At 69.6% G+C, this 26963-nt stretch carries 21 protein-coding genes; 13 read left to right on the top strand and 8 right to left on the bottom strand.

The annotated features are described in order from the left end of the window. Positions 1 to 103: 103 nt before the first annotated feature. Positions 104 to 3097 carry a glycosyl hydrolase gene (locus tag ACIRA5_RS33660; protein WP_403697328.1) on the top strand — a complete coding sequence of 998 codons (2994 nt, stop codon included), beginning with the start codon at positions 104 to 106 and terminating at the stop codon, positions 3095 to 3097. A 16-nt stretch (positions 3098 to 3113) separates the two neighbouring features. Here ACIRA5_RS33660 and ACIRA5_RS33655 read toward each other — a convergent pair whose 3' ends face one another. Next, positions 3114 to 3917 carry a leucine-rich repeat domain-containing protein gene (locus tag ACIRA5_RS33655; protein WP_403697326.1) on the bottom strand — a complete coding sequence of 268 codons (804 nt, stop codon included), beginning with the start codon at positions 3915 to 3917 and terminating at the stop codon, positions 3114 to 3116. Positions 3918 to 4075: 158 nt separating this feature from the next. Between ACIRA5_RS33655 and ACIRA5_RS33650 the strand changes: the two genes are divergently transcribed. The 5 genes from ACIRA5_RS33650 to ACIRA5_RS33630 all read left to right on the top strand — a co-directional run bounded on the left by ACIRA5_RS33650 (position 4076) and on the right by ACIRA5_RS33630 (position 8435). After that, positions 4076 to 4612, top strand: a complete 537-nt coding sequence (locus ACIRA5_RS33650; RefSeq protein WP_403697324.1) for a CbrC family protein — start codon at positions 4076 to 4078, stop codon at positions 4610 to 4612. 163 nt (positions 4613 to 4775) lie between these two features. Beyond that, positions 4776 to 5432: an RNA polymerase sigma factor gene (locus ACIRA5_RS33645; RefSeq protein ID WP_403697321.1), complete on the top strand. Its 657-nt coding sequence runs from the start codon at positions 4776 to 4778 to the stop codon at positions 5430 to 5432. After that, entirely contained in the window at positions 5425 to 6366 is a 942-nt protein-coding gene (locus tag ACIRA5_RS33640) for a CU044_5270 family protein (protein WP_403697318.1), read from the top strand. Before ACIRA5_RS33645 ends, ACIRA5_RS33640 begins: the two co-directional genes overlap by 8 nt. A gap of 263 nt (positions 6367 to 6629) precedes the next feature. Further along, a complete protein-coding gene (locus ACIRA5_RS33635; protein WP_403697744.1) occupies positions 6630 to 7478 on the top strand; it encodes a class I SAM-dependent methyltransferase in 849 nt (282 codons plus the stop codon). 393 nt (positions 7479 to 7871) lie between these two features. Then, positions 7872 to 8435, top strand: coding sequence for a cysteine hydrolase family protein (locus ACIRA5_RS33630; RefSeq protein ID WP_403697315.1), 564 nt, complete (start codon positions 7872 to 7874; stop codon positions 8433 to 8435). Between the two features lie 75 nt (positions 8436 to 8510). Here ACIRA5_RS33630 and ACIRA5_RS33625 read toward each other — a convergent pair whose 3' ends face one another. Beyond that, positions 8511 to 9503, bottom strand: a complete 993-nt coding sequence (locus tag ACIRA5_RS33625) for a LacI family DNA-binding transcriptional regulator (RefSeq protein ID WP_403697742.1) — start codon at positions 9501 to 9503, stop codon at positions 8511 to 8513. A gap of 283 nt (positions 9504 to 9786) precedes the next feature. On the opposite strand from ACIRA5_RS33625, the gene ACIRA5_RS33620 reads away from it, so the two are divergent. From ACIRA5_RS33620 to ACIRA5_RS33600, 5 genes are all read left to right on the top strand, one after another. Next, on the top strand, positions 9787 to 10710 hold the full coding sequence (locus ACIRA5_RS33620; protein ID WP_067381317.1) for a carbohydrate ABC transporter permease: 924 nt from the start codon (positions 9787 to 9789) through the stop codon (positions 10708 to 10710). Positions 10711 to 10714: 4 nt separating this feature from the next. Next, positions 10715 to 11668 (top strand): carbohydrate ABC transporter permease, encoded by a 954-nt coding sequence (locus ACIRA5_RS33615; protein WP_403697312.1) that lies wholly within the window; start codon positions 10715 to 10717, stop codon positions 11666 to 11668. 100 nt (positions 11669 to 11768) lie between these two features. Continuing rightward, positions 11769 to 13109 (top strand): ABC transporter substrate-binding protein, encoded by a 1341-nt coding sequence (locus tag ACIRA5_RS33610; protein WP_403697310.1) that lies wholly within the window; start codon positions 11769 to 11771, stop codon positions 13107 to 13109. A 108-nt stretch (positions 13110 to 13217) separates the two neighbouring features. Further along, positions 13218 to 15278, top strand: coding sequence for a beta-galactosidase (locus ACIRA5_RS33605; protein WP_403697307.1), 2061 nt, complete (start codon positions 13218 to 13220; stop codon positions 15276 to 15278). Positions 15279 to 15386: 108 nt separating this feature from the next. Continuing rightward, on the top strand, positions 15387 to 17453 hold the full coding sequence (locus tag ACIRA5_RS33600) for an RICIN domain-containing protein (RefSeq protein WP_403697304.1): 2067 nt from the start codon (positions 15387 to 15389) through the stop codon (positions 17451 to 17453). Between the two features lie 89 nt (positions 17454 to 17542). Here the strand turns inward: ACIRA5_RS33600 and ACIRA5_RS33595 are convergent, their stop codons facing one another. The 6 genes from ACIRA5_RS33595 to ACIRA5_RS33570 all read right to left on the bottom strand — a co-directional run bounded on the left by ACIRA5_RS33595 (position 17543) and on the right by ACIRA5_RS33570 (position 25439). Beyond that, entirely contained in the window at positions 17543 to 18190 is a 648-nt protein-coding gene (locus ACIRA5_RS33595; protein ID WP_403697302.1) for a response regulator, read from the bottom strand. Continuing rightward, positions 18187 to 19452, bottom strand: a complete 1266-nt coding sequence (locus ACIRA5_RS33590) for a sensor histidine kinase (protein WP_403697300.1) — start codon at positions 19450 to 19452, stop codon at positions 18187 to 18189. The genes ACIRA5_RS33595 and ACIRA5_RS33590 overlap by 4 nt, the downstream gene beginning before the upstream one ends. A gap of 138 nt (positions 19453 to 19590) precedes the next feature. Then, on the bottom strand, positions 19591 to 20742 hold the full coding sequence (locus ACIRA5_RS33585; protein WP_403697297.1) for an ABC transporter substrate-binding protein: 1152 nt from the start codon (positions 20740 to 20742) through the stop codon (positions 19591 to 19593). A gap of 196 nt (positions 20743 to 20938) precedes the next feature. Beyond that, positions 20939 to 21568: a DUF6629 family protein gene (locus tag ACIRA5_RS33580; protein ID WP_403697294.1), complete on the bottom strand. Its 630-nt coding sequence runs from the start codon at positions 21566 to 21568 to the stop codon at positions 20939 to 20941. 352 nt (positions 21569 to 21920) lie between these two features. Then, positions 21921 to 24311, bottom strand: coding sequence for an ATP-binding cassette domain-containing protein (locus tag ACIRA5_RS33575; RefSeq protein WP_403697740.1), 2391 nt, complete (start codon positions 24309 to 24311; stop codon positions 21921 to 21923). 207 nt (positions 24312 to 24518) lie between these two features. Continuing rightward, positions 24519 to 25439, bottom strand: a complete 921-nt coding sequence (locus tag ACIRA5_RS33570; RefSeq protein WP_403697291.1) for a LysR family transcriptional regulator — start codon at positions 25437 to 25439, stop codon at positions 24519 to 24521. Between the two features lie 80 nt (positions 25440 to 25519). On the opposite strand from ACIRA5_RS33570, the gene ACIRA5_RS33565 reads away from it, so the two are divergent. Both ACIRA5_RS33565 and ACIRA5_RS33560 read left to right on the top strand, forming a co-directional pair. Beyond that, entirely contained in the window at positions 25520 to 26446 is a 927-nt protein-coding gene (locus ACIRA5_RS33565) for a DMT family transporter (RefSeq protein ID WP_403697288.1), read from the top strand. Continuing rightward, positions 26416 to 26913 (top strand): YbaK/EbsC family protein, encoded by a 498-nt coding sequence (locus tag ACIRA5_RS33560; protein ID WP_403697285.1) that lies wholly within the window; start codon positions 26416 to 26418, stop codon positions 26911 to 26913. The genes ACIRA5_RS33565 and ACIRA5_RS33560 overlap by 31 nt, the downstream gene beginning before the upstream one ends. The last annotated feature ends 50 nt before the right edge of the window (positions 26914 to 26963 follow it).

The raw sequence follows: 26963 nt of genomic DNA, 5'->3' as shown, positions 1-26963 counted from the left end.
TCCGATCCGGGGCCGTAGCTTCCCGGAGGATTTAAACGATTCAAAAGCGTGGGCCCCGAAGGGGTCCTGTTCGTGCTGCCCTCCGAGAGAGTGGACGAGATCCATGAGCAACGTCACCCCGGCCCACCGCTCGGGGCTTCCCCGCCGCGCTCTCCTCGGAGCCGCCGTCGCCACGGCCGCGGCCGGTGCGTTCGACTGGAGCCTGCCCGCGGTGGCGGGGGCCTCGACCGCCGTCGGGCCGCCCTTCGCGACGCCCGGGCGCGCCGTGCGGCCGAAGTTCCGCTGGTGGTGGCCCGACGGCCTCGTGCAGCCCGACGAGATCCGACGCGAGATCGACCAGATCGCCGACGCCGGTTTCGGCGGGGCCGAGATAGCCGCGGTCCATCACAGCGTCACGGACTCCTCGGTCCTGGACACCGCGCGGCACGGCTGGGGCAGCGCCGCGTGGGTGGCGGGAGTGGAGGCGGCACTCGGCCAGGCGGCCCGGCGCGGCCTCACCGTCGATCTGACCATCGGCCCCAGCTGGCCGGCAGCGGTCCCCGGCATCACACCGGACAGCGAGGCGGCGGTCAAGGAACTCTCCTACGGAACGGCCACGTTGACGGCGGGATCCGCCTACTCCGGTCCGGTGCCGCCCCCGGTCTACGCCGCCGCCTCGGGCGTGACCCGGCAGCAGTTGCTCGTGGTCCAGGCGGCCCGGGTGAACACGGCGAACTCCACCCGCAAGGAGACGGGGCTCGACCTGGACTCGGTCCGGGACCTCACCGGCGCCGTCACCGACGGCACGCTCACCTGGACCGCGCCCGACGACGGCAGCTGGGTGATCGTGTCCTACTGGGTCCGCGGTTCCGGGCAGACACCGGAAGGCGGCCCGCACACCGCCCCGGCCGCGTACGTGGTCGACCACTTCAGCGCGGCCGGCACACGCGCGGTGACCGACTTCTGGGAGGCCCATCTCCTCTCCCCCACCGTCCGGCGCCTGCTCGAAGTCTCCGGCGGGGCGCTCTTCGAGGACTCCATCGAGCTGGAGACCGACGGCCTCCAGTGGACGCCCGGCCTCCCGGACGCGTTCCTCGCCCACACCGGCCGCTCCCTGCTACCGCTGCTGCCCGCCGTGATCCTCAACCACGGCAGCCAGGTCTTCGCGTTCGAGGCCGCCGTCACCCGGCAGATCCGGCACGACTTCTGGGAAACGGTGTCCGTCCTCTTCAACCGGCACCATGTGACGGCCCTGCGCACCTGGGCCCATTCCCTCGGCCTCGAACTGCGTTCCCAGCCCTATGGGCTGCAGACCGACGCGATCGCCTCGGCCGCGCTCCTGGACATCGCCGAGGGCGAGTCCCTCGGTTTCAAGAACCTCGACGACTACCGCTGCCTGGCGGGCGGCCGGGACATGGCGGGGCACACCGTGCTGTCCTGCGAGGCGGGCGCCTACGCCGGCGGGGCCTACAACACCACCTGGCAGAAGTTCCTGCGCACCATGGGCGGCGCCTATGCGGCAGGGGTCAACCAGACGGTCGTCCACGGCTTCTCCTACGCCGAGCTGCCGGGCGTGAACTGGCCCGGATACGCCGCCTTCACCCCGTACAAGGGGACGGTCGGCTATGGAGAGTCCTGGGGCCCGCGGCATCCGACCTGGCGGCACGTCGCGGACGTGTCGGGGTACCTGGGCCGGGTTCACCAGGTGTTGCAGACCGGCCGCCCGCGCGTCGACGTCGCGGTGTTCCGGCAGACCGGGTACACCGCCACCGGCATCGGCGCCTCCTGGTTCACCGCGACGGGCATCCCCCTGGGCTGGACTCACCAGTTCCTCAGCGGGCCGCTGCTCGACCTGCCCGCCGCCACCGTGCGCCACGGGCGCCTCGCACCCGAAGGCCCGGCGTACAAGGCCCTGTTCGTCGAGGGCGACTTCTTCTACGGCTCCACGGTCACCCTCGCGCTGTCCGACGCCCGCGCCCTGCTGCGCCTCGCCCGCGCCGGACTGCCGGTCGTGCTGCTCGGCGCCTGGGACACCGTGGTGCCATCCGGCGTCCCGGACAGCGGCGAGAGCGACGAACTGCGTTCCGTGGTAGCCGAGTTGCTGGCCCAGCCGCTGGTCCGCCAGGTCACCGACAAGTCGGCCGTGCCGACCGCTCTCGCCGACCTCGGGGTGGCACCCGACGTCCGGTACGCGACCTCCTCCACCCTGCTCAACGCCCACCGCGTGGCCGACGGCGTCGACTACTACTACCTCTGCAACGGCAAGCACGCCGAGACCGTCAAACCGCCGGTGGCCGCGATCGACCACGAGGTCACCCTGCGCCGCACGACCGCGGGCGCCGTGCCCTACCTCCTCGACCCGTGGACCGGAAAGGCCGAGCGCCTCGCCCGCTACACCGAGGACGGCGACACCGTCACCGCTCGCGTCACCCTCCAGCCCGCCGAGACCCTGATCCTGGCCCTCGGCCGCCCCGGGCTCTTCGGCGACCGTGCCGGCGGCCGGACGCACGCGGTCGACAGCGAGGCGGACGAGGTGCGCCTCACCGACGCCGGACTCACCGTCCGGGCGACCACGGCAGGCACGTACAGCACCGTCCTGTCGTCAGGCCGCACCGTGCGGACGACACTCAAGACTGTCCCCGCGCCGATCGACCTCGGCTCCTGGCAGCTGCACGTCCAGGACTGGCGGCCCGGCGACACGCCCTACCGCACCACCGTCGTCGAGCACGACCTCACCCTCGACGCACTGCTGCCCTGGTCGCAGATCACCGAGCTCGCGGACGTCGCCGGAATCGGCCGCTACCGCACCACGGTCACCCTCGACGACGGGTGGACCGGCGGCCACGGTGCCCGCCTGGAACTGGGCACCGTGACCGACACCTGCCGGGTCACCGTGAACGGCCACCGCCTCGACCCCGTGGACCAGATCCATCCGGTGGTGGACCTGGGCGACGTGCTCAGACGGGGGGTCAATGTCATCGAGGTCGAGGTCGCCACCCCGCTCTCCAACCGGCTGCGGGTCAGCGACCCCGCGGTCTACGGCGGGACGGCGCGTCAGGCGTACGGGCTGCTCGGGCCGGTGCGACTGGTGCCGTACGGCGAGGCACGGATCGGCTGACCGGGCCCTGTGCCGGTCAGTCCCCGTCAGCCGAGGGTTGGCCGACCGGACCGCCTGCGTGCGCGGACCGGCCGTAACCCTCGGGTGGCGGGGGAAGTGCGGCCACGCACTGCGCCGAACACGCGTTGACCAGCAGGGGCAGAACGTCCGTGGCCACCCGCAGGGAGATCCAGACCGGGTGGAGCCCGCCGAGTTCGACGGCTCGGTCGCAGACGCTGCATGAGGAGATCGCTGTCGTGCCCCATCGGCGTGGGTCCAGGTCGCCGGTATCGAGTCCGGCGACCGAACTCTCGGCAGGCTGAAGCCGCGGAAAGGGGGGCCGCAGCTTGTAGTTGCCGAACAGAGTGCGCGTACTCACCGTACTCTCGGTGAGCCTCGTGCATCTGGTGATCTCGTACGGGAACCAGTGCAGTCGGTAGGAGGTGTACGGGGTGAACTCCTCCAGGCTGGTCATCGCCCCGATCTCGGGTGGGATGCGGACGAGGTTGCTGCCGTAGAGCATGAGGTGCTTGACCGCCGTCAGCTTGGCGATGGTCGGCGGCAGAGTGACGATCTGCCGCCGTTCCTGGGGGGTGAGCTCGATGAGCGGACGGAACTCCTCCCGGCCGTCGGCGGCCGCCTCGTCGATGAGCGCGAGCAGATGCCGCCAGCCGGGCGCCGAGGTGTCCTGCCGTTCGGTGTGGAAGCCGACGCGAGCGCGCGGGTGGGAGCGGATTTGGTCGAAGCAGCGGCAGATGTCCCGGTAGGACTCACGTCCAGCCGGGTTCGGATTCGGCTCCCTGTTCGGCTCCGGGCTCGATGCATCGCTCCGACGGTTCACGAAGTCCTCCCGCTCTGCCTCATTCGTGATGGCGCCAACATACGGGCGCGTCCCTGGACTTACCCAGCGAATTCGGCGGTCGACCGCTCAAACCCCCGGCTGAGCTTGGGCTTTGCCTTCTGCCCGGGTGGCCGCGGCAGCTGTTACCGTCCCCGGTTGTGACAGAGCCGCTGCCGGAATTCCCCTACCATCCCGATCCCATCACCACGGGCGCGGTCGTATCGTCCGACAGGACGTGCGTGTGTTGCGGGCAGGCACGCGGATACATCTACGCGGGCCCCGCCTACTCCGTCGACGACCTCGCCGATCGGCTCTGCCCATGGTGCATCGCCGACGGAACGGCTGCCGGCCGCTACGAGGCCACCTTTACGGGAGGCGCTGTCGGCGACGACGTACCGATCGAGGTCTTCGTGGCGGTGACCGGCCGTACGCCGGGCTTTCCCGGATGGCAGGAACCTCGGTGGTATGTCCACTGCGGTGACGGCGCGGCGTTCCTCGGCGCGGTCGGAGCCGCCGAACTCGCCGCCCGTCCCGACGCGATCGAGACGCTCCGACAGGAGGCCGGCGGCTGGGGATGGCCTCCGGACGAAGTGGAGCAACACCTCAGCGCTCTGGACAAGGACGGCCGGCCCACGGCCTACCTCTTCCGATGCCGCGTCTGCGCAACTCACCTCGCGTACTCGGACTTTACGTAGGCCCGTGGACGACGGTCAGAGCGAGGACGAACCAGGCGGACGGCGCCAGTCGCATGTGGCTCACATCACATCGCGGATGTGGAACTCGTACGACGTCATCGGCGAACCACTGTTGTCCACGCGAACGACTTCAAGGGAAGCACATGAACCGAAGAGACAACCGGTGACGCTCTCGCCGGGCATCGGTGTCCGGCACGGCGCCCGGGATGACAACGAGCCCGCCTCCGACGCCTCGGTCGTCGAGGAGTCCTGGGAGACGCCGGACGTCTTCGCCGTACTGTTCGACCGCCACGCCGGCGACATCCACCGCTACGTGGCCAGACGGCTGGGTGTCGATGCGGCCGATGACCTGATGGCCGAGACGTTTGTGATCGCGTTCCAGCAGCGCCGTCGCTACGACCTCTCTCAGGCCCAAGCCCGTCCATGGCTGTACGGCATAGCGACCAACCTCGTCGGACGTCACCGGCGAGCCGAGGCCCGGCGCTTGCGTGCGATGTCACGTGCGGCCTCCCTGGCATCCAGCGGGCAGAGCGACGAAGGCGAGCCCATGGAGGACCGAGTCGCCGAGAGAGTCAGCGCCGAGCGCTTCTCGGGAGTGCTGGCGGGCGCGCTCGCCAAGTTGCCCGCCCGTCACCGTGACGTGCTGCTCCTCGTCGCCTGGGGTGACCTCGACTACGCGGAGACCGCGGAGTCCTTGGGCGTTCCCATCGGCACCGTGCGCTCACGCCTGCACCGGGTACGTGCCCAACTACGCAGAACGATGGGCGCCCAGGATGTCCCCTCCGCGGCTGCACTCCAAAAGGAGCACGATCATGGATGACCTGACTGAGCTGCGGGAATGGGAAGCCGACGACCTCCAGCTCACCCCACAGGCCCGCACTGCGGCTCGGGCCCGCCTTTTCCGCGCCATCGACCATGAAACGCGCCAGAGCACGAGAGGCCGACTGTCCCGGCGCCTCGTTCTGCGCGGCGCCTTCGTCGGCACCGCCACCGCAGCCGCGGCAGGTATCGCCGTCGCGGTCACGCGAGACGGCGACAACGCGAGCACGCCGAACCTCACCACGCTCAGCGCGGCCCAGATCCTCCAGAAGGCTGCGGACGCCTCGAGAGCCGACCACAGCCGGCTGCCCATCCCGCGCGACGACCAGTACTTCTACACCAGGACCTACATCGAACGGACACCCCAGAAGGGCGGCAGGACGCGTACCTGGACGGACGAGAGCTGGATGTCGGTCGACGGCTCCAAGCCCTCTCTCCGGCATGAGTACGGGAAAGTCCACCACGACCCGCCGCTCGGTCAGCATGAAGTGCAGTGGCCGCCCACCATCTACGCCAAGCTCAAGAAGCTGCCCACAGAACCTGCCGCACTCCTCGAAATGCTCCGCCACGGGCAGAAGAGCAGTCCGCAGACGGACCAATCCGCGTTTCTCGACGCGTGTCTGCTCATGCAGGGACCGCGGGTGATGCCGCCAGGGCTTCAGACTGCTGCGTTCGAGGCACTCGCCGACATCCCGCGGGTGCGCGTCGACCGAGATGAGGTGGACATCCTCGGCCGACCCGGAGTCGGGGTGTCCTACCCGGGCATCGACTTCACTTTCCTCTTCGACCGCAACACCTATGTCTATCTGGGCATGCGGTTGAAAGGCTGCACAACCAAACTGGTGCACGGTCAGTGGCGGGACACCAACCCATATTTCGAAACGAAGGGCCTCCAGCAGATCGCTGTGGTCGACAGCATTGGCCGACGCCCCTAGAGGGGGTCCGCGGCCGAGCAGGTCAGGGCGTGTTGCGTGTCCACGGGGTCGAGTACGCCCAGGAGTTGGACATCCCCGGCGACGTCCCCCTTCGCCGCCGATCCGACGCCGTACGCCTGCCCTGGTGTGCGAGGAGCGCCCGACCGGTGACGACGACGTGGTCCTGCGCACGAGATTCGCGATCCGGCAATCCGTGCGTTCGCTATCTTGACCAGTGCGGCGACCGCCGTCGGGCAACCTTGTGTGAAGGGTGGCGGGTGGCGGTGGTCGTCGGCTGGGAGTGGGACGACACGTTGTTCTCGGGGACGGCCCCCTACTACCAGCGCGGAAGGCTCCCGTACGCACCCGGTCTCGCGGATGTGCTCGCCGAGGTGCTGCGACTTGACGGTCGGGGGCGCCTGATCGACGTGGGATGCGGGCCGGGCACCCTGGCACTGAGTCTGGCGCACCTGTTCGGTGACATCGTCGGTGTGGACCCGGACAGCGGGATGCTCTCCGAAGCGGCGCGCGGAGCCGTCGAGGCGGGGGTGAGCGGCAAGTCGCGGTGGGTGCGGGTCCGGGCCGAGGACCTGCCCGCAGATCTCGGGACGTTCACCGTGGCGGCCTTCGCCCAGTCCTTCCACTGGATGGATCGGGATCTGGTGGCGGCGACCATCAGGGACATGCTCGTGCCCGGCGGGGCGTTCGTGCACATCTCGGATCTGAAGACCGAGCGTCGGTCCGTCGACGGCCTTCCGTATCCGGCGGTGCCCTACGCGGCGATGGACGAGTTGGTCAGGCACTACCTCGGACCGGTACGACGCGCCGGGCGCGGGGTGCTGCCCCAGGGCACGCCCGGCGGCGAGGCCACGGTGCTCGCGCGCGCGGGATTCTCCGGTCCGCGGCGTCATGTCGTCCCCGGTGGGCAGGCGCTTGAGCGCACGCGCGATGACGTCGTCGCGGGGGTGTTCTCGATGTCGTTCTCGGCTCCGCACCTGTTCGGCGCGCGCCGTGACGCCTTCGAGGCGGACGTGCGCCTCCTGCTGCGGGAGGTGTCCCCGTCGGGCCGATTCTCCGAACGCCTTCCGAGCACCGAGGTCTTCGTCTGGGGAAAGAACCCCGCCGAGCCGTGATCCGGCCGGTCTGGACGCAGGCCGTGCGGCCAGGGATCAGGTGACTGTGCGGGTGGGAAGCAGCAACGCGTGCCGATCCCACTCGACCCGTTCAGCCGGCGTCAGCAGGTAGGCACAGCCCATTCGACGGCGGCCTCCACTACTGCTTCGGTGCCCCGTTGGCCCGTCCCGAGACACAGATCGCTCTCACCCAGCTGGCGCACCGGCTGCAGAACCCCCGACTCGTCGCCGACCCACCGCCCTACCGCGCGAGCCCCGGTCTGCGCGGCCCCCGTCACCTTCTGGTCGAGTCGACGGCGTCAGCCCCGCGTGAGGATGTCCGCGTTTTCCCCACGCGACTCGGTCGATCCTCCAGACTTGCTCTTGTTTCCCCGTGACGAAGGGACGGCAAGTATGGCGAACAGCGCGCTCCTCGTGATGGACGTCCAACGGGACATCGTGGGCATCGCCGACGACGGCTCCGGATATCTGCCGCGCCTGCGCCATGCGATCGACGGTGCCCGCGCGGCGGGCATCCCCGTGATCTACGTGGTCATCGAGTTACGGCCGGGCCATCCGGAAGTCAGCCCCCGCAACAGGGTGCTCACCGCCGCCGTACGGGCCGGCCTGTTCACCGAGGATGACCCCGGCACCGAGATCCACCACGACGTCGCGCCCCAGCAGGGCGACATCGTGGTCACCAAGAGGCGAGGGAGCGCGTTCTCGGGCAGCGACTTCGACCTGGTGCTCAGGGCTCGTGACATCGACAGCCTGGTTCTCACCGGCATCGCCACCAGCGGTGTGGTGCTGTCCACCCTGTGCCGCGCCATCGACCTGGACTTCGATCTCACCGTCCTGGCGGATGCCTGCCTCGACACCGACCCCGAGGTGCACCGGATCCTCACCGAGAAGCTGTTCCCGCAATGGGCGGATGTCGTCACCGTCGAAGACTGGGTCAAAGCCCTCACACCGCGCTAGCGCAACGCTGAAGCGGCCGCGGCATTCCTGCCGCTCAGTGCCGCTCCTTCCCGCTCGGCTCTCGGCACGGGAACCTCACGCATCCCCGGCCGGCGGAGCCGTGCTCCCCCGCACCACCAGCTTCGTGGGAACGAGTGTGGTGCCGTGTTCCGGCCCGCCGTGGCGCATCCGCCGCAGGACACCCTCGACGCACAGGCGTCCCACCTCGGCGAAGTCCTGGTGGACCGTGGTCAGCGGCGGCAGGAAGGAGCCCGCCTCGGGGATGTCGTCGAAGCCGATGACGCTGACGTCGTCGGGGATCTTCCGGCCGCGCTCGTGCAGGGCCCGCAGGAGGCCCAGTGCCATCTGGTCGTTGGCGGCGAACACCGCCGTACAGTCGCGCTCGTCGGCGAGCCGCAGGCCCGCGCGGTAGCCGGACTCCGCCGACCAGTCGCCACGTACGAGGGGCGGCGGGACGCGGCCCGCCTCGCTCAGGGCGGCGTGCCAGGCATCGGTGCGGCGCTGTGCCGCGAAGGACTCCTCGGGGCCGGCCAGATGCCAGACCGTGCTGTGGCCGAGGTCCAGAAGGTGGCGTACGGCGGCCCGCGCTCCCCCGGCCTGGTCGGTGTCGACCACCGCGTAACGGTCGCCCGCGTCCGAGTCGGCGACGACGACCTGCACATGCGGGGGCAGGGAGATGGTCGCCGCGTCAAGCAGATGCACCTCCATGATGGCGATGACAGCGTCGACGGCGAGTTCCCCGAGCCGGGAGAAGGCGCCGCGCACCTCGTCCTGGGTGGGCACGGCGACCGGGAGCAGGGTGACGGCGTAGCCCTCCTGCGCCGCGGAGGTGGCGATCGCCTCCAGGGTGCGCATGTTGCCCGTGGTGGAGAGGTTGAAGGTGATGACGCCGATGGTGCGGAACTCACCGCGCTTGAGGGCCCGGGCGGCGCTGTTGGGCCGGTAGCCCAGTTCCTTCATTGCCGCCAGCACCTGTTCACGGGTCTCCTCGTTCACACCCGCGTAACCGTTGGACACGCGGGAAACCGTCTGCGAGGAGACCCCGGCCAGGCGTGCGACATCCGCCATGGACGCGGTCTGCGTGCGACCCACCGCCCGTTTTCCCTTGCGCCCGCGGGACCGTTCCGTCCCCGTCGAGGCACTGTCCGCAGTGTCCACCCGTCTCCTTTGTTACCCGGGTCGCCGTTTCGTCAGACGACCCTTGACCACCGACATTGGCGCAGTGTAGACATGCCGCCATCAGATGTTTACGTAAACATAACAGCCCTCGACGCGAAGGGGGACGGCATGTTTACGTAAACATCGCGACGGCGTGAGACGCCGGTTCCGAGAAGGACGAGCGAGGAACGACATGACGACGCTTCAACCCCCTGCGGGCGTGGCACGGCGCCCGGACCGGCCTCCGAAAAGGGACCGCCGCTCCTGGACAGGATGGGGGTTCATCGGCCCCTTCGCGGTGGTCTTCGCCTTCGTCTTCCTGGCTCCGATCGCCTATTCGATCTACCTCAGCCTCTTCCGTGACAAGCTCATCGGGGGCACGTCCTTCGTCGGCCTGGACAACTACAAGCAGGCTCTCCAGGACGACCAGTTCTGGTCCTCCTTGGAGCGGGTCTCGCTGTTCCTGCTGATCCAGGTGCCGATCATGCTGGGGATCGCCCTGCTCGTCGCACTCGCGCTGGACAGCGGCCGTCTGTACGGCAGGAACTTCTTCCGGATCTCGATCTTCCTGCCGTACGCGGTGCCCGCCGTGGTCGCCACTCTGATGTGGGGCTTCATGTACGGCACCCGGTTCGGTCTGGTGGGTGACATCAACAGCGCCTTCGACGTCACCCTGCCCGACCCGCTCTCCGCGGACCTGGTCCTGGCGTCGATCGGCAACATCGTCACCTGGGAGTTCGTGGGCTACAACATGCTGATCTTCTACTCCGCGCTGCGGGTCATCCCGAACTCGCTGTACGAGGCCGCGGAGATCGACGGCGCCGGGCAGATCCGCATCATCTCGGCCATCAAGCTCCCCGCCATCCGCGGTGCCCTGGTCATCGCGACGATCTTCTCGATCATCGGCAGCTTCCAGCTCTTCAACGAGCCGAGCATCCTGCGGCCGCTGGCGCGCAACGCCATCACGACGGACTACACCCCGAACTACTACACGTACTCACTGTCCTTCAACGGACAGCAGCACAACTACTCCGCGGCGGTCGCCATCATCATGGGGCTGATCACCATGGTCATCGCCTATGTCGTGCAGCTCCGCGGCATGCGCAAGGGAGCGTGACCCGATGAGCAGCACGAGCAGCCCCGTCACCACCGCCTCCCCGCCCCCGTCCGCCGAGTCCGGCGGTTCCAAGAACACGCCCCGACTGCGCACACGGCGCAAGCACTCTTCCGGACGCCCCAAGCGCAGCGTCCTGCTGACCGTGCTCACCGGCCTGATCATGCTCTACACCGTGGTGCCCCTGGTGTGGCTGGTCATCAGCGCCACCAAGACCCAGGACGGGCTCGCCACCTCGTCCGGCCTGTGGTTCAGCCACAAGTTCGCCCTCTGGGAAAACATCCACGACACGTTCACGTACCACGACGGCATCTTCGTCCGCTGGCTGCTGAACACCCTGCTGTACGTCGTGCTCGGCGCCGGTGGCGCGACCCTCCTGGCGATCCTGGGCGGCTACGCGCTGGCGAAGTTCAACTTCCCCGGGAAGCGCGCCGTCTTCGCCGTGGTCATCGGTGCCGTCGCCGTACCGGGCACCGCCCTGGCGGTACCCACCTTCCTGATGTTCAGCAAGATGGGGCTGACGGACACACCGTGGGCGGTGATCATCCCCTCACTCGTCTCGCCCTTCGGCCTGTATCTGATGTGGGTCTTCGCCAGCGAGGCCATCCCCACAGAGCTGATGGAGGCCGCCCGGATCGACGGAGCGGGCGAGATCCGCACCTTCTTCCAGGTCGCCATGCCGCTGCTCGCGCCTGGCACCGTGACTGTCCTGCTGTTCACCACGGTCGCGACCTGGAACAACTACTTCCTGCCGCTGATCATGCTCAAGGACCCGAACTGGTACCCGCTGACCCTGGGTCTGGACGCCTGGAACTCCCAGGCCCAGACGATCGGTGGCGACGTGATCTTCAACCTGGTGATCACCGGTTCGCTGCTCACCATCGTGCCGCTGATCGCCGCGTTCCTGCTGCTGCAGAAGTACTGGCAGTCCGGGCTCGCCGCCGGAAGCGTCAAGGAATAGCCCGCCCTCAGGCCCCCACCCCCCGCAGCCTCACCTCTTTCACCCTCACCCTGTCCCACCCATGAAGAAGTCCCACCCACGAAGAAGTGGAAGCACCTCCATGCGCAGAACCACCGGCCGCCTGCTGCGCGGCTTCGCTCTCCTCTCCGTCCTCGCCCTGGGGGCTACCGCCTGCGGCGGCTCCGACGACAGCAGCTCGGGCACGAAGGCGGTCTCCGACGCGGACATCCAGGCTGCCCTCAAGAAGGGCGGCTCGGTCACGGTCTGGGCCTGGGAGCCCACGCTGAAGACGGTCGCCGCCGACTTCCAGAAGAAGTACCCCAAGGTCAAGATCAACCTCGTCAGCGACCGGTCCGGTGACAAGCACTACACCGCTCTGTCGAACGCCATCGCGGCCGGCAAGGGCGTCCCCGACGTCGCACAGGTCGAATACTTCGCGCTGAGCCAGTACGCCCTCACCAAGGGCCTCAGTGACCTGGCCCCCTACGGCGCCGACAAGCTCGCCGCCAAGTACACCCCGGGTCCGTGGAACGCCGTGAGCGAGGGTGACAAGGTCTACGGCCTGCCGATGGACTCCGGCCCCATGGCGATGTTCTACAACAAGAAGGTCTTCGACAAGTACAAGATCGCCGTCCCGACCACCTGGGACGAGTACGTCGACGCGGCCCGCAAGCTGCACAAGGCCGACCCCAAGGTCTACATCGCCAACGACGCCGGTGACGCGGGCTTCACCACCAGCATGCTGTGGCAGGCCGGTTCGCGCCCCTACAAGGTCGACGGCACCAAGGTGACGGTCAACTTCGAGGACGCGGGCGCCAAGAAGTACACCGACACCTGGCAGAAGCTCATCGACGAGAAGCTCGTCGCGCCCATCAACGGCTGGACCGACGACTGGTACAAGGGCCTCGGTGACGGCACCATCGCCACCCTGACCACCGGCGCCTGGATGCCCGCCAACTTCGTCTCCGGCGTGCCGAACGCCTCCGGTGACTGGCGCGCGGCCCCGATGCCGCAGTGGACCAAGGGCGACAAGGCCAGCGCGGAGAACGGCGGCAGCTCCCTCGCCCTGCCCGCGCTGGGCAAGAACAAGGAACTCGCCTACGCGTTCGTCCAGTACGCCAACTCCGGCGACGGCGTGCAGACCCGCATCAAGCAGGGCGCCTTCCCGGCGACCAAGGCTGAGCTCCAGTCCACCGAGTTCCAGAACACCAAGTTCGACTACTTCGGCGGCCAGGAAGCCAACAAGATCTTCGCCGACTCCGCCGCCAACGTCGCCAGCGACTGGTCCTACCTGCCCTTCCAGCAGTACGCCAACTCGATCTTCAACGACACCGTCGGCAAGGCCTACATCTCCGGCACCAAGCTGGCCGACGGCCTGAAGAGCTGGCAGGACGCCTCCATCAAGTACGGCAACGAGCAGGGCTTCACCGTCTCGAAGTAGCCGGCATTCCCCTCGGGAGCCGCCGCTGAGCAGCAGGCGCTCAGCGGCGGCCGCCGGGAAGCAACCACGCACCTCGCGCCACCTCGTGCAGTAACCGGAAGGACCACCATGATCTCCACCCTCCTGTCCCAGTTGCGGCACGGGCCGGACGGTGATCCCACCCCCCGCCTCGCCTACGGCGCCGACTACAACCCGGAGCAGTGGCCTCGCGAGGTGTGGGAGGAGGACATCCGGCTCATGCAGGAGGCGGGCGTCAACATCGTCTCCGTGGCGATCTTCTCCTGGGCCCGCATCCAGCCCGCCGAGAACGAGTGGGACTTCGGCTGGCTCGACGAGGTCATGGACCTGCTGCACGCGGGAGGCATCGGGGTCGACCTGGCCACCGCCACCGCCTCCCCGCCGCCCTGGCTCAGCACGGCGCACCCGGAGATCCTTCCGGTCACCGCCTCCGGCGAGACACTGTGGCCCGGGGCGCGCCAGCACTGGCGTCCCACCTCTCCCGTCTTCCGCGAGCACGCGCTGCGCCTGGTGCGCAAGATGGCCGAGCGGTACGCGAACCATCCCGCGCTGGTCGCCTGGCACGTCTCCAACGAGCTGGGCTGCCACAACGTCTACGACTACTCCGACGACGCCGCCCGCGCATTCCGCGACTGGCTCCGCGCCCGCTACACGACGCTCGACGCCCTCAACCACGCCTGGGGCACGGCGTTCTGGTCCCAGCGCTACAGCGACTGGGAGCAGATCCTGCCGCCCCGGCTGGCCGCCTCCCACCCGAACCCCACCCAGCAGCTGGACTTCAAGCGTTTCTCCTCCGACGTGCTGAAGGACTATCTGCGCGCGGAGCGGGACGTCCTGCGCGAGCTCACGCCCGATGTTCCGGTGACCACCAACTTCATGGTGATGGGCAACACCAAGGGCATGAACTACGCGGACTGGGCCGCCGAGATCGACTTCGTCTCCAACGACCACTACGTGGTGCCCGGCCCGCAGGACCGCGACGAGCTGTCCTTCTCCGCCAACCTCGTCAGCGGCATCGCCGGCGGCCGTCCGTGGTTCCTCATGGAGCACTCCACCAGCGCCGTCAACTGGCAGCCGATCAACGTGGCCAAGCGGCCGGGCGACCTCGCCCGTGACTCGCTGGTGCACGTCGCCCACGGCGCCGACGCGGTGTGCTTCTTCCAGTGGCGCCAGTCGGCGGCCGGCGCCGAGAAGTACCACTCGGCGATGGTCCCGCACGCCGGAGCCGACAGCGAGCTGTTCCGTGCGGTGGCCGGCCTCGGACAGACCCTCAAGACCCTCGCTCCGGTCGCCGGGACCGAGCGTGAGCCGGCCCGGGTCGGCATCGTCTTCGACTGGGACTCGTGGTGGGCGAGCGAGCAGGACTCCCACCCCACCGCCCAGCTCAGCTACCGGCAAGAGGTGCTGGACTGGTACTCCGCGCTCCTCGCCCTCGGCGTCCGGGCCGACGTCGTCACCACGCAGACCGAACTCGACCGCTACCAGGTCCTGATCACGCCGGTGCTGCACGTCATGCCGGCCCCGCTCGCCAAGGAGCTCACCCGGTACGCCGAGAACGGCGGCCACCTGATCACCACGTACTTCTCCGGTGTCGTCGACGAGAACGACCACATCTGGCTCGGCGGCTACCCGGGCGCCCTGCGCGAGCTGCTCGGCATCCGCATCGAGGAGTTCGGCCCGCTGCTCGACGGCGAGACGGCCGACGTCGACCTGGACGGCGTGGACGGCACCGCCACGGGCACCTTGTGGACCGACCGGATCAGCGTCACCGACCCGGCGGTGGAGGTGCTGGCGCACTACCGCGGCGGCACCTACGCCGACCGCCCCGCCGTCACCCGGCGCCCGACGGGCCAGGGCTCGGCCGCGTACGTCTCCACCCGGCTCGGCACGGACGGTCTCACCACGCTGCTGCCGAAGCTGCTCGCCCCGGCCGGTGTGCACAGTGAACTGCCGGACGGCGCGCGGGGAAGCGTCGAACTGATCGTGCGCCGGAGCGCGGACAGCCGCTATCTCTTCCTGGTCAACCGGACCGACGAGACGGTGCCGCTGACCGGGGTCTCCGGAGACCTGCTGGTCGGCCGGACGGACGACGACGGCACCGTCGTCCTCGCCCCCCGGGACGTCGCCGTACTGCGGCAGCCCGCCCTCTGACAGCCCTCGAACAGCGAGCACGGCCCCCGTTCGAGGGTTAGCCGGCGTGCCCCCGCTCGGGGGCACGCCGGTCCATCGCAGCGACCACACACGAGTTGGGAGCACACGTTGGCACGCCGTACCCGCACAAGACGGCTTCTGGGAACCATCGCAGGCACCGCACTGGCCACCGGGGCAGCCCTGGTCACCGCCCCGCCCACGAGCGCGGAGACCGCGCCGGCGGCGACCGCGTCCGTGACCGTCCGGCCGGATCCCTCGTACAAGGAGCAGAGCTTCGAGGGCTGGGGCACCAGCCTGGTCTGGTTCGCCAACGCCACCGGCAACTACCCGGCACCGATCCGCGAGAAGCTCGCCAAGCTCCTGTTCGGCGACGACGGCCTCAACCTGAACATCGCCCGCTACAACATCGGCGGCGGCAACGCCCCCGACGTCAAGAACTACCTGCGGGCCGGCGGAGCGGTCGAGGGCTGGTGGAAGGCCCCGGACGGCACCACCCGTACGGACACCGACTGGTGGAGCGCCGACGACGCGGCCGACTGGAACCCGAACGCCGACGCCACCCAGCGCTGGTGGGTGGACAGGATCAAGAAGGACATCACCCACTGGGAGACGTTCAGCAACTCGCCGCCCTGGTTCATGACCAACAGCGGCTATGTCTCCGGCGGCTTCAACTCCTCCGCCGACCAGCTCAAGGCCGACTCCGTCGACGACTTCGCCGCCTATCTGGCGGGCGCGACCAAGCGGCTGGAGAAGGCACACGGCATCAAGGTCGACACCCTCGACCCGTTCAACGAGCCGAACACGAGCTACTGGGGTACGCGCCTGGGCGCGGACGGGCAGCCGGTCGGCGGCCGCCAGGAGGGGGCGCACATCGGCCCCGAGCTCCAGCAGCAGGTGATCCGCGCGCTGGCCCCCGCCCTCGAGAAGGCGAAGACCGGCACGAAGATCTCCGCGATGGACGAGACCAACCCCAGCATCTTCACGCAGAACTGGAACACCTACCCCCAGGACGTCCGGGACCTCGTCGGCCAGATGAACGTCCACACCTACGGCACCGGTGGCCGTACCAGCGTGCGCGACCTGGCCAAGGCGGCGGACAAGCCGCTGTGGATGAGCGAGGTCGAGGGCGACTGGGGCGACGGCCAGAGCTTCACGGACATGCGGCCGGGGCTGGGCCTGGCCCAGCAGATGGTCGACGACCTGCGCGAACTCGAGCCCAAGGCCTGGGTGTTCTGGCAGCCGGTCGAGGACTACGACAACATGAAGCCGGGCGGTGAGTCCGCCAAGGGCGGCAACTGGGGCAGCATCCAGCTCCCGTTCAGCTGCACCTCCGCGGACACCCTGGCGACCTGCCCCATCTACACGAACACGAAGTTCGACACCGCCCGCAACTTCACCCACTACATCAAGCCGGGCGACCGGCTGATCAAGACCGACGACACATCCAGCGCCGCCGCGGTCTCCAAGAGTGGCAACGGGGCGACCGTCGTCCACGTCAACAGCACCACCAGCGCGCGTATGGTCACCATCGACCTGTCCAAGTTCGGCCACATCGCGCGGGGCGCGACGGTGACTCCCGTGGTGACCAGCGCCGACGGCAAGCTGGCACGCCAGACCCCCGTCACGGTCACCGACCGCCGGGCCACCTTCACCGTGCCTGCCCAGTCCGTGACCTCCTTCGTCGTCAAGGGTGTGTCGGGCGTGGCCAAGGACGCCGCTCTGCTGAAGAAGGGCCACACCTACTCACTGACCGGCGTGCAGAGCGGCAAGGCGCTCACCGTCGCGGACGACGGCGGCAAGCTCGTCATCAAGACGGCGAGCACGGACGCGGCCACGATCACCGGCCAGCGGTGGCAGCTGCGACAGGTCAGCGGCCAGACCGGCAACCGGCAGCGGTACGTGTTCACCAACCCGGTGGAGGGCAAGCGACTGGCCGTGCGCGACGGCGCCCCGGTCCTGGAGGCGGACACAGGACCTCGTGACACGGCCACACAGTGGATCATGTCAACGACCGGTGACGGCACCTGGACCCTCGTCAACGCCGCCACCGGAAGGCTCCTGGAGGTGGGCGGCCAGGCCACCGCCGACGGATCCGCCGTCACGATCTGGACGCCGAACTCCGGCTCCAACCAACGGTGGACGGTGTCCGACGTGACCACCGGGACCGGCTCCTAGCCCTACCGCGCCATCCCTCTCCACGCCCGCCCATGACGGTCCGCGCGGGCGCGGAGAGGATGCCTCGGTCGCGTCGAACGCCTTGTGTGTCAGGTGAGTTCGAGCAGTCCCCTGCGCACGGCCTCCGAGACGGCCGCCGCCCGGTTGTCGACCCTGAGTTTGCGATAGACGCGCACGAGGTGGGTCTTGACCGTGGCCTCGCTGAGGTACAGCGCCTCGGCGATGGCCCGGTTGCTGCGCCCCTCGGCCAGCAGCCGGACGACCTCGATCTCGCGGTGGCTCAAGTCCTGGTCCGGATCGACCACTTGGCCGACGAGTTCGCCGACGATCGCCGCGGCGAGTCCCATGGAGCCCGCAGCCGCGGTCCGGACCGCCTGGAACAGTTCCTCCGGCGGCCCCGCCTTGAGTACGTAGCCGCGCGCACCCGCTTCCAACGCGCGGACGACATCGGCCCGTCCGGCGTAGCTGGTCAGCATCACCACCGCCACGCCGGGCGCCCGGGCGCCGAGCCGACGGGCCGCCTCGACGCCGTCGATCCCCTGGCCCGGTCCGGCGAACCGCAGATCCATCAGCACGACGTCCGGGGTCAACCCGGCTCCCAGACGAACTGCCTCCTCGCCACTGCCCGCCTCGGCGATCACGTCGAGGTCGGGTTCACCTTCCAGCAGGGCCCGCAGTCCGGCGCGTACGACCGTGTGGTCGTCGGCGATCAGCACGCGCAGCGGTGCGGCCGTCATCGGGCGGTCGCCGGTGTGAACGACGGCTCGACCGGCCGCGGCCGGGACCGCGCGGACACCGAGGCCCGGATCCTGGTACCCCGGCCGGGTGCGCTGCTGACGTCGAGGTCGCCCCCGCACTCACGCAAGCGTGCCCGAGCTGCCGGGAGGCCGAATCCGCGGTCCGTCCGGACGGCGCCCGGCGAGCGCTCGCCCGCGAACGTGGCGGCCGGGTCGAAACCGACTCCGTCGTCGCTCACTTCGAGTTCGACGCGATCGGGGTGCCGGTGGAAGGTGACCAGTACGTTCACCGCGTGGGCGTGTTCGCGTACGTTCGCCAGGGCGTTCTGGGCGATGCGGAACAGGGTGGTGGCGGCCTGGTCGTCGAGGGCGGGCTGATGCGTTCCGAGCGAGCGGAACCGTACCCGGGCGGCGGCACCTTCCTGACGGGAACGGGCGCACAGCAGCCGCAGCGCGCCTTCGAGGCCGGCCTCGGCGACGGTGGACGGGGTCAGGTCCCGGATCATCCGGCGGGTCTCGGCGAGGTTGCTGCCCAGGCCGTCGGCCACGGCACGGACACGGGTCCGTGTCACCTCCGGCCGCGCGTCCCAATCGCGCTCGGCCGCCTGGAGCAGCATCAGGCTGCCGGCGAGTTCCTGGGCCAGGGTGTCGTGCAGATCGCGGGCGATGCGGGTGCGTTCCGCCAGTACGCCCGCCTGGCGTTGCTGCCGCGCGAGCGTGTCGCGGGTGTCCCGCAGTTCCTCGACGAGGCGCTGGCGGATCGCGGCGTCCCGCTGCTGGCCGCGATAGAGGGCGACGGTTCCCCAGACGGCCGCCACCGGGACGAGGACGACCTCCGGGTCGAACCGGCCCGTGGACTGGACGAGTGCGTCGACGAGCACGAAGGTGATCACGCCGACCGTGGCCATCGCGGAGCGGCGGCCGAGCGCGCGCAGGGCCGCACAGGCGAGTGGGACGGCACACCAGACGTAGGCCGTCGTCAGCGGTGACGGCGCGAGGAAGACGAGGGCGGTCCACAGCAGGATCAGCAGGGGGATCCAGAGGTGCCGGCCGAGCGGGCCGAGCCGGTCCCAGTGAGCGAGCCCGCCCGCGTACGTCACGGCCAGCAGCCCGCTGACGGTCACGATGTACCAGCACAGGGGGATCTCGAGCTGGGCGAGGCGCACGAGTCCGGCGCCGACGACGAGGAAGAAGGCGAGGTGCGAAACGTGTTCCAGGGTGGGCCGGTTGCCGCGGGCGGTCGGTGGAGCGCGGTCGGGCACGGCAGATCCCCTTGGGGCGGACTGATCCAGTCGGACAGGGCGCCCGAGTCTATCCGCCGCCTGTAGGGCCCATGTGAAGAGCGGAGCCGCCGGTCTCCGTTCGGAGCGGCGTACGGAGACCAGCGACCCCACCAGCGGTTACGCCCCCGGGTGCAGGCCGGGCCAGCCCGGCGTGGGGTCGCCCTTCACCTCGCCGAAGTAGAGGGCGAAGGTCTGCTTCCAGCGCTCGACGGCCGTACGGTCGGCCATGAAGCGGGGGAAGCCGTCGATATGGGCGTCGGGGTACTCCCAGATCGGCTTCAGGCCGGCCGCGGGCGTGACGTCGGTCCGTACCGACCAGCCGTTGAAGGACGCCTGCTGCTGGGTGGTGGACAGCTGCCAGTTGAGGTACAGCTTGGCGGCCGTCGTGTTCCTGGCCTGCTTGAGGATGGCGGCGCGCTGACCCCAGGCCATGAAGGGGTGTCCGTCGGCGACGACCCACTTCGCGGGAGAGGTGGCCGGGGAGGTCAGCGTGCCCGCCGTGCCGATACCGATCGTCTTCTGCTTGCCGAAGACCGCGTCTCCCGGGGAGTTGCTGCCCCGGGCGAACCGCACGTCCTGCCGGGCGAGCGCGGCCACCCAGTCCCATCCGTACTTCTGCGCGTACAGGCTGTAGAGGTAGAGGACCGCGTCGTCGTCGTGCGGGTACGACGAGGCCATCTTCCCCTTCCACTTCGGATCGATCAGGTCGAGCGGGGTCTTCGGGGCATCCGCGCCGGCCTCGGCGACGTCGTACAGGAAGCTGAAGCCGATCGCGCCGATGGCGACCCAGGCGCCGTGCGGGTCCTTGAAGCCGTCGTACACCCGGGAGAATCCGGCCGGCTTGTACGACAGCAGGCGGCCCTGCTCCTTCCAGCGGGTGAAGTCCTGGAGCGTCTGCAGTTGTACGACGTCGGGGACCAGGGTGTCGGTGGCGAACTGGTTGTCGACGCGGACGTCGTGGTACTTGCTGTAGTCCACGATGAGCTTCAGGTCGATGTCCGGGAAGCGCTTGAGGAAGGCGGCCTTGGTGCCGTCCTGCTGTGTCGGGGTGTCTCCGCCGGCGTAGATGACGAGCTTGCCGCCGTCCGCCAGGGCGGCCCGGTACAGCTCGTCGAGCGTCCTGGTCTCCTCGGGCCCGCCGCCCCGCCGGGACCCGGTGGACGAGGCAGCGGCAGCGGGGCCGGCCGCGGCGCCGAACGCTCCGAGGCCGAGGGCCGCGGCACCGGCTCCGGTGGCAAGTACACGTCGTCTGCTGAGGAAACTGGACACTCTGTGGGGCCTCTCTGATGGGGGTGAGGACCTCGGCGGGTCGAACGCGGCGCCATGGTCAGTGGCGATTCTGGCGCCGTGGGGTGAGGCCGCGCGTCATCCGTACGCAGCGCAGGACGCGCGGGCGGTGGAACCCGCGTTCAACCGATCGGTTGAACGACGCCGACGGCCGTGCGGGCCGCGCACGACGTGCCCGTCAGCGCCCCGCGTCCGGCCCGACCGGGCGCCGACGCACCCAGGCGAACAGCGCCACCGAACCCACCGCCGCGAACGCGCACCAGGTCGACACGAACTCCAGCTCCCACAGCACCCAGCAGATCAGCGCCCCCGTGCCCATCAGCGCCCCGAGCAGCAGAAGTCCACGGTCACCTGAGAGCAGAAGGGAGCCGACGGTGGCCAGGAGATAGCCGGCGACGAGCAGTTCGGGCTGGTTCAGGTGCACGAAGTAGCCGAGGGTGTGGCCGCGGACCTCCGCTCGCACGGGACGGGTCACGAGGGCGTACGCGAGTGCGGCGCCCGTCACGAGGCCGATCGCCAGGGGGACCGTCAGCCTGAGCCGGGCATGCGGGGGCGCCGCGCACATGACACCGGCCGGGACCCACACCGCGAGCAGAGGCAGCGCGATGACGGCCCAGGCCACGGTCGCCGGGCCCGTACCCCCGCCGGAGTCCCAGACCACGGACTCCACGATCTGATGCGCCCCGAGGATCAACGGCAGCGCGGCCAGCGGCAGATCACGGACCCGCCGCACCCGCGCCACACAGGCCACCCCGACCGCGCCGATCCCGGCACCGGCGGCCAGGTCGGCCGTCGCACTCCAACACATCGCGCCACCCGGGGGTCGGCCGTCATGTGATGACACCCTTACGCCGCCCACGGTAGTCCCGCCGCCGCGCGGACTCACGCAGGCCACCCACTGGTGCGGGGCCCAGGCCCCACCAGCGGCACCGAAATGCCTTCTGTTGAAGAGGTGACCGAGGCGAGCCGTCAGGGGCGGCCCGTAGCGTCGCGGAGAGGGGAGTTGATCCCTACGGAGGCCCCGCTGTCGCAGTGGGGCGTGTCCAAGCCGGAGTACCAGCCGGGTGGGGACAGATGGCGGGTCTTCGCCGATCCAGCCGGGCATCCCTTCTGCGTGATCAGGGGCTGGTGTCGAAAGCACCGTCGAGCGAGGGCGTGTGTCAGGGGCCGACGTAGGTCGCCAGGTGTTCGCCGGTGAGGGTGGAGCGGGCTGCGACGAGGTCGGCGGGGGTGCCCTCGAAGACGAGGCGGCCGCCGTCGTGGCCGGCGCCGGGGCCGAGGTCGATGATCCAGTCGGCGTGCGCCATGACCGCCTGGTGGTGCTCGACGACGATGACCGACTTGCCGGCGTCGACGAGCCGGTCGAGCAGGCCGAGCAGCTGCTCGACGTCGGCGAGGTGGAGGCCGGCGGTGGGCTCGTCGAGGACGTAGACGCCACCCTTCTCCGCCATGTGCGTGGCCAGCTTGAGGCGCTGGCGCTCGCCGCCGGAGAGGGTGGTGAGGGGCTGGCCGAGGGTCAGGTAGCCGAGGCCGACGTCGGCGAGCCGGGTCAGGATCCTGTGCGCGGCCGGTGTCGCCGCCTCACCGGCGCCGAAGAACTCCTCGGCCTCGGTCACCGACATCGCGAGCACCTCGCTGATGTCGCGGCCGCCCAGGTGGTAGTCGAGCACCGACGCCTGGAACCGCTTCCCCTCGCACTCCTCACAGGTGGTCGCGACGCCGGCCATCATCGCCAGGTCGGTGTAGATGACGCCGGCGCCGTTGCAGGTGGGGCAGGCGCCCTCGGAGTTGGCGCTGAACAGGGCCGGCTTCACATCGTTGGTCTTGGCGAACGCCTTGCGGATCGGGTCGAGCAGACCGGTGTACGTCGCCGGGTTGCTGCGCCTGGAGCCGCGGATCGCGGCCTGGTCGACCGACACCACGCCCTCGCCGGCCGGGATCGAGCCGTGCACGAGCGAGCTTTTCCCGGATCCGGCGACGCCGGTGACGACGGCGAGCACCCCGAGCGGGATGTCGACGTCGACGCCCTGCAGGTTGTGCGTCCGCGCGCCGCGGATCTCCAGCGTGCCGGTGGGCTTGCGCACCGTCTCCTTGACGGCCGCCCGGTCGTCGAAGTGGCGGCCGGTGATGGTGCCACCGGTCCGCAGCCCCTCGACGGTGCCTTCGAAGCAGACGGTGCCGCCCGCCGTACCGGCGCCGGGGCCGAGGTCGACGACATGGTCGGCGATCGCGATCGTCTCCGGCTTGTGCTCCACGACGAGCACCGTGTTGCCCTTGTCCCGCAGCCGCAGCAGCAGGTCGTTCATCCGCTGGATGTCATGCGGGTGCAGGCCGATGGTGGGCTCGTCGAAGACGTAGGTGACGTCGGTGAGCGAGGAGCCGAGGTGGCGGATCATCTTGACGCGCTGCGCCTCGCCGCCGGACAGCGTGCCCGCCGGCCGGTCGAGCGAAAGATAGCCGAGCCCGATCTCCACGAACGAGTCGAGGGTCTGCTGCAGCGCGGTGAGCAGCGGCGCCACCGACGGCTCGTCGAGACCGCGGACCCACTCGGCCAGGTCGCTGATCTGCATCGCGCAGGCGTCGGCGATGCTGATCCGCTTGATCTTCGACGACCGGGCCCCTTCGTTGAGCCGGGTACCGTCGCACTCGGGGCAGGTGGTGAAGGTGACCGCCCGGTCCACGAACTCCCGGATGTGCGGCTGCATGCCCTCCCTGTCCTTGGCGAGCATCGACCTCTGGATCCGCGGGATCAGCCCCTCGTAGGTCATGTTGATGCCCGCGATCTTCATCCGGGTCGGCTCGCGGTACAGGAAGTCGTGCAGTTCCTTCTTGGTGAACTTGCGGATCGGCTTGTCCGGGTCGAAGAAGCCCGACTCGCTGTAGAGCCGTGAGTTCCAGCCGCCCCCCGTGTAGCCGGGGACGGTGATCGCGCCCTCGGAGAGCGTCTTGGAGTCGTCGTAGAGCTGGGTGAGGTCGAGGTCGGAGACCGAGCCACGGCCCTCGCAGCGCGGGCACATGCCGCCGGTGATGCTGAAGCTGCGGCGCTCCTTCACGGTCTGTCCGCCGCGCTCCATGGTGACCGCGCCGGCTCCGCTGATCGAGGCGACGTTGAAGGAGAACGCCTTGGGCGAGCCGATGTGCGGCTTGCCGAGTCGGCTGAAGAGGATGCGCAGCATCGCGTTGGCGTCGGTGGCGGTGCCGACCGTGGAGCGGGGGTCGGCGCCGAGCCGCTGCTGGTCGACGGTGATCACGGTGGTCAGTCCGTCGAGGACGTCGACCTCAGGCCGCGCCAGCGTCGGCATGAAGCCCTGCACGAAGGCGCTGTACGTCTCGTTGATCAGTCGCTGCGACTCCGCGGCGATCGTGTCGAACACCAGCGAGCTCTTGCCCGAGCCGGACACGCCGGTGAACACCGTCAGCCGGCGCTTGGGGATCTCGATGCTGACGTCCTTGAGATTGTTCTCGCGCGCGCCGTGCACGCGGATCAGATCGTGGCTGTCGGCAACGTGCGGCGCAGGCGACTGCGTGTCCGCCCTCGGGGCCATGCTCATCATGTCTCCATCTGTCGAGTGGGGCCGCCTTCGCGGACTCCGCCGGCGTCGCCTGGCTGGATCTGGCCAGCTCCGAGGGTAACGTCTGCACTTTCCCGCGTCGGAGCGTTCGCGGTGGCGGTCGCTGCCGACCTGGCCGTCACGCTAGCCGCGGCTCGCCCGTCGGCGCTTCTCGAATCCTGACCGGTCCGGTCGCGGGCGTCGCTTTCACGCCGGAACCGCGCTGCCGTCCCGCCGCTGGATCGTCGCCGCTGCCCGGTGGAGTTCGGTGAGCACCGTGCGTACGGCTCTTCGCGCCGCGCGTTCGGGGCGGTGGAGCACGTCGATGTGGCGCCGGGTGTGCACGCCGCTGAGAGGTCTGAGGACGAGTGCGGGGTGTGGGCGCGTGGTCCAGCGGGGCATGAGGGCCAGGCCACCTCCGGCGGCGACGACCTCGGCGACCACGGAGAATTCGTTGATGCGATGGACGATGTCGAGCCGTCGGTTCGCGGCGCTCGCTATGGCGTCGATGGTGGCCATGAGCGGGAACCCGTCGTGAACGGTGATCCAGGGTTGGTCCGCGACGTCGCGCGGGGTCAGACGTCGTTTGGTGGTCAGGGGGTGGCCGGCCGGCAGGGCGACGTCCAGTGGTTCACGCAACAGCGTGTCGGCGGTGACCGTGTCCGGCCACGGCGGCGCCTGGTCGAGACGGTGGGCGAGCACGAGGTCGTAGTCCCGGGTCAGTCCGGGGAAGTGGTCCTGCGCGACGTCCTCGTCGGCGAGCGAGAGCCGCGGGCGTCCAGGTCCTGCCTGGCCGAGCAGCAGGAGCGGGAAGAACGCGGAGGCCGCGCTGTGGAAGGCCGCCACCGATACGCCTGCGTCCGGCTGGTCGACGAACTCGTCGATCGCGTGCCGTGCCGTGGCCATCGCGGTCTCCACCTCGATCGCGGCACGGGCCAGGGCTTGCCCGGCATCGGTGAGCACCAGCCGTCGGCCGTCACGTTCGGTGAGAGGGACCCGGATCGAGCGTTGCAGCAGCCGCAACTGCTGGGAGACGGCCGAAGGGGTCATCAAGAGCGCCTCGGCGGTGGCGGTGACGCTTCCCGACTCGCCGAGCTCCCGCAAGATCTGCAACTGCCGCTCATTCACGTGCTCAGTGTAGTGATGCTTCAGGTTCGCTGAAGAACATCGCTCTTGGCTTCAGGGTGGGAACAGTGCAGCGTAGGGGCGTGTTCCACACCCGCCGCACTGACGCAGTGCTTCTCCTTGTCGCCATCGTCTGGGGCTCCAGCTACCTGGCCGCGAAGACCGCCACCCATGCCCTGCCGGTCCTGGTGGTGCTGTTCGCGCGGTACGCGATCTCCGCGATCGCCTGCCTCGCCCTCGTCGCCGCCCGCCGTCGGAAGGAGCGCTGCACGCGCGACGAAGTACGTGTCGGGACTGTGCTGGGGACCACTCAGGCCGCCGTCCTGGTTCTGGAGACGTACGGTGTCGCGCACACCAGCGCGGCCAACGCCGGACTGATCATCAGCCTCACCATCGTGCTCACCCCGCTGCTGGACCGCACGACGGACAACGGACGGCTGCCTCCGCGCTTCTTCGCCGCCACGGGTGTGTGCCTGATGGCCGTCACCCTGCTCATGTCCGGCAGCGGCTTCCACACTCCCGGGACCGGCGACCTGCTGATGCTCGCCGCCGCGGTGGTGCGCGCGGCGCATGTCGCGCTCGTGGGGCGGCTCACGAAGGGCCGCGTCGTGCGGCCGTTGCAGCTCACGGCCGTCCAGACGGGTGTCGGCTCAGCGCTGTTCGTCGTGCCCGCCGCGAGCGCCCTGCCGACGCTGACTCGGGTCGATGCCGCGGTCTGGGGCCAGCTCGTGTATCTCGCCCTGTTCTGCAGCGTGTTCGCCTTCCTCGCCCAGACCTGGGCGGTGCAGAAGAGCTCTGCCAGCCGGGCCAGTCTGCTGCTGGGCACCGAACCGGTCTGGGCGGTCGTGGTGGGCGTCTGCCTCGGCGGCGAGGGGTTCACCGTCCTCGCCGCCCTCGGCGCCGCGCTCATGGTCACCGGAACGTACTGGGGACAGCACATCGAACGTACCCACCGCACCACTCACATCGAGGAGTCCCCATGCCGGACAACGGCACCTACGAGCGTCTGATCAGCCTGCTCGACAGCACCGCGACCTCGTACGAACTCATGGACCACGAACCGGAAGGCACCACCGAGACAGTCAGCGCACTGCGCGGGCACCCGGTGTCCGAAGCCGCCAAGTGCCTCGTCCTGATGGTCAAGATCGACCGGCGGGTCACTCGCCACGTGCTCGCGGTCGTCCCCGGGGACCGGCGTGTGGACCTCGACGCCATCCGCACGCTGTTCGCGGCCCGCTACGTCGGATTCTGCGACGCCGCCACGGCGGAGCGACTGGCCCATGCCGTCCCCGGCACCGTTCTGCCCTTCAGCTTCGACCCCGCACTCGAACTCGTCGCGGATCCCGACGTCGTCGCGCTTCCGTGCCTCTACTTCAACGCCGCCCGCCTTGATCGTTCGCTGGCCATGTCCGGGGCGGACTACGCCAGGCTCGCCGAGCCGCGTGTCGAACGCATCGCCGGTCCGGGCTCGGACTGAACAAGAAGGCTCCGCCTCCAGAACGTCGGAGGCGGGATGGTGTGGAGCGG

This window comes from Streptomyces sp. NPDC096311 (genome assembly GCF_044763085.1).
In the GTDB taxonomy this organism is placed as follows: domain Bacteria; phylum Actinomycetota; class Actinomycetes; order Streptomycetales; family Streptomycetaceae; genus Streptomyces.
The sequence above is the reverse complement of the archived record's forward strand: the minus strand, read 5'-3'. Positions and strand labels throughout refer to the sequence as shown.

Excerpts from the sequence above, each read along its gene's own strand:
- ACIRA5_RS33660 (WP_403697328.1), top strand. The coding sequence starts at position 104 with ATGAGCAACGTCACCCCGGCCCACCGCTCGGGGCTTCCCCGCCGCGCT.
- ACIRA5_RS33640 (WP_403697318.1), top strand. The coding sequence starts at position 5,425 with ATGGATGACCTGACTGAGCTGCGGGAATGGGAAGCCGACGACCTCCAG.
- ACIRA5_RS33630 (WP_403697315.1), top strand. The coding sequence starts at position 7,872 with ATGGCGAACAGCGCGCTCCTCGTGATGGACGTCCAACGGGACATCGTG.
- ACIRA5_RS33625 (WP_403697742.1), bottom strand. The coding sequence starts at position 9,503 with ATGGCGGATGTCGCACGCCTGGCCGGGGTCTCCTCGCAGACGGTTTCC.
- ACIRA5_RS33620 (WP_067381317.1), top strand. The coding sequence starts at position 9,787 with ATGACGACGCTTCAACCCCCTGCGGGCGTGGCACGGCGCCCGGACCGG.
- ACIRA5_RS33615 (WP_403697312.1), top strand. The coding sequence starts at position 10,715 with ATGAGCAGCACGAGCAGCCCCGTCACCACCGCCTCCCCGCCCCCGTCC.
- ACIRA5_RS33610 (WP_403697310.1), top strand. The coding sequence starts at position 11,769 with ATGCGCAGAACCACCGGCCGCCTGCTGCGCGGCTTCGCTCTCCTCTCC.
- ACIRA5_RS33605 (WP_403697307.1), top strand. The coding sequence starts at position 13,218 with ATGATCTCCACCCTCCTGTCCCAGTTGCGGCACGGGCCGGACGGTGAT.
- ACIRA5_RS33595 (WP_403697302.1), bottom strand. The coding sequence starts at position 18,190 with ATGACGGCCGCACCGCTGCGCGTGCTGATCGCCGACGACCACACGGTC.
- ACIRA5_RS33580 (WP_403697294.1), bottom strand. The coding sequence starts at position 21,568 with ATGTGTTGGAGTGCGACGGCCGACCTGGCCGCCGGTGCCGGGATCGGC.
- ACIRA5_RS33575 (WP_403697740.1), bottom strand. The coding sequence starts at position 24,311 with ATGAGCATGGCCCCGAGGGCGGACACGCAGTCGCCTGCGCCGCACGTT.
- ACIRA5_RS33560 (WP_403697285.1), top strand. The coding sequence starts at position 26,416 with ATGCCGGACAACGGCACCTACGAGCGTCTGATCAGCCTGCTCGACAGC.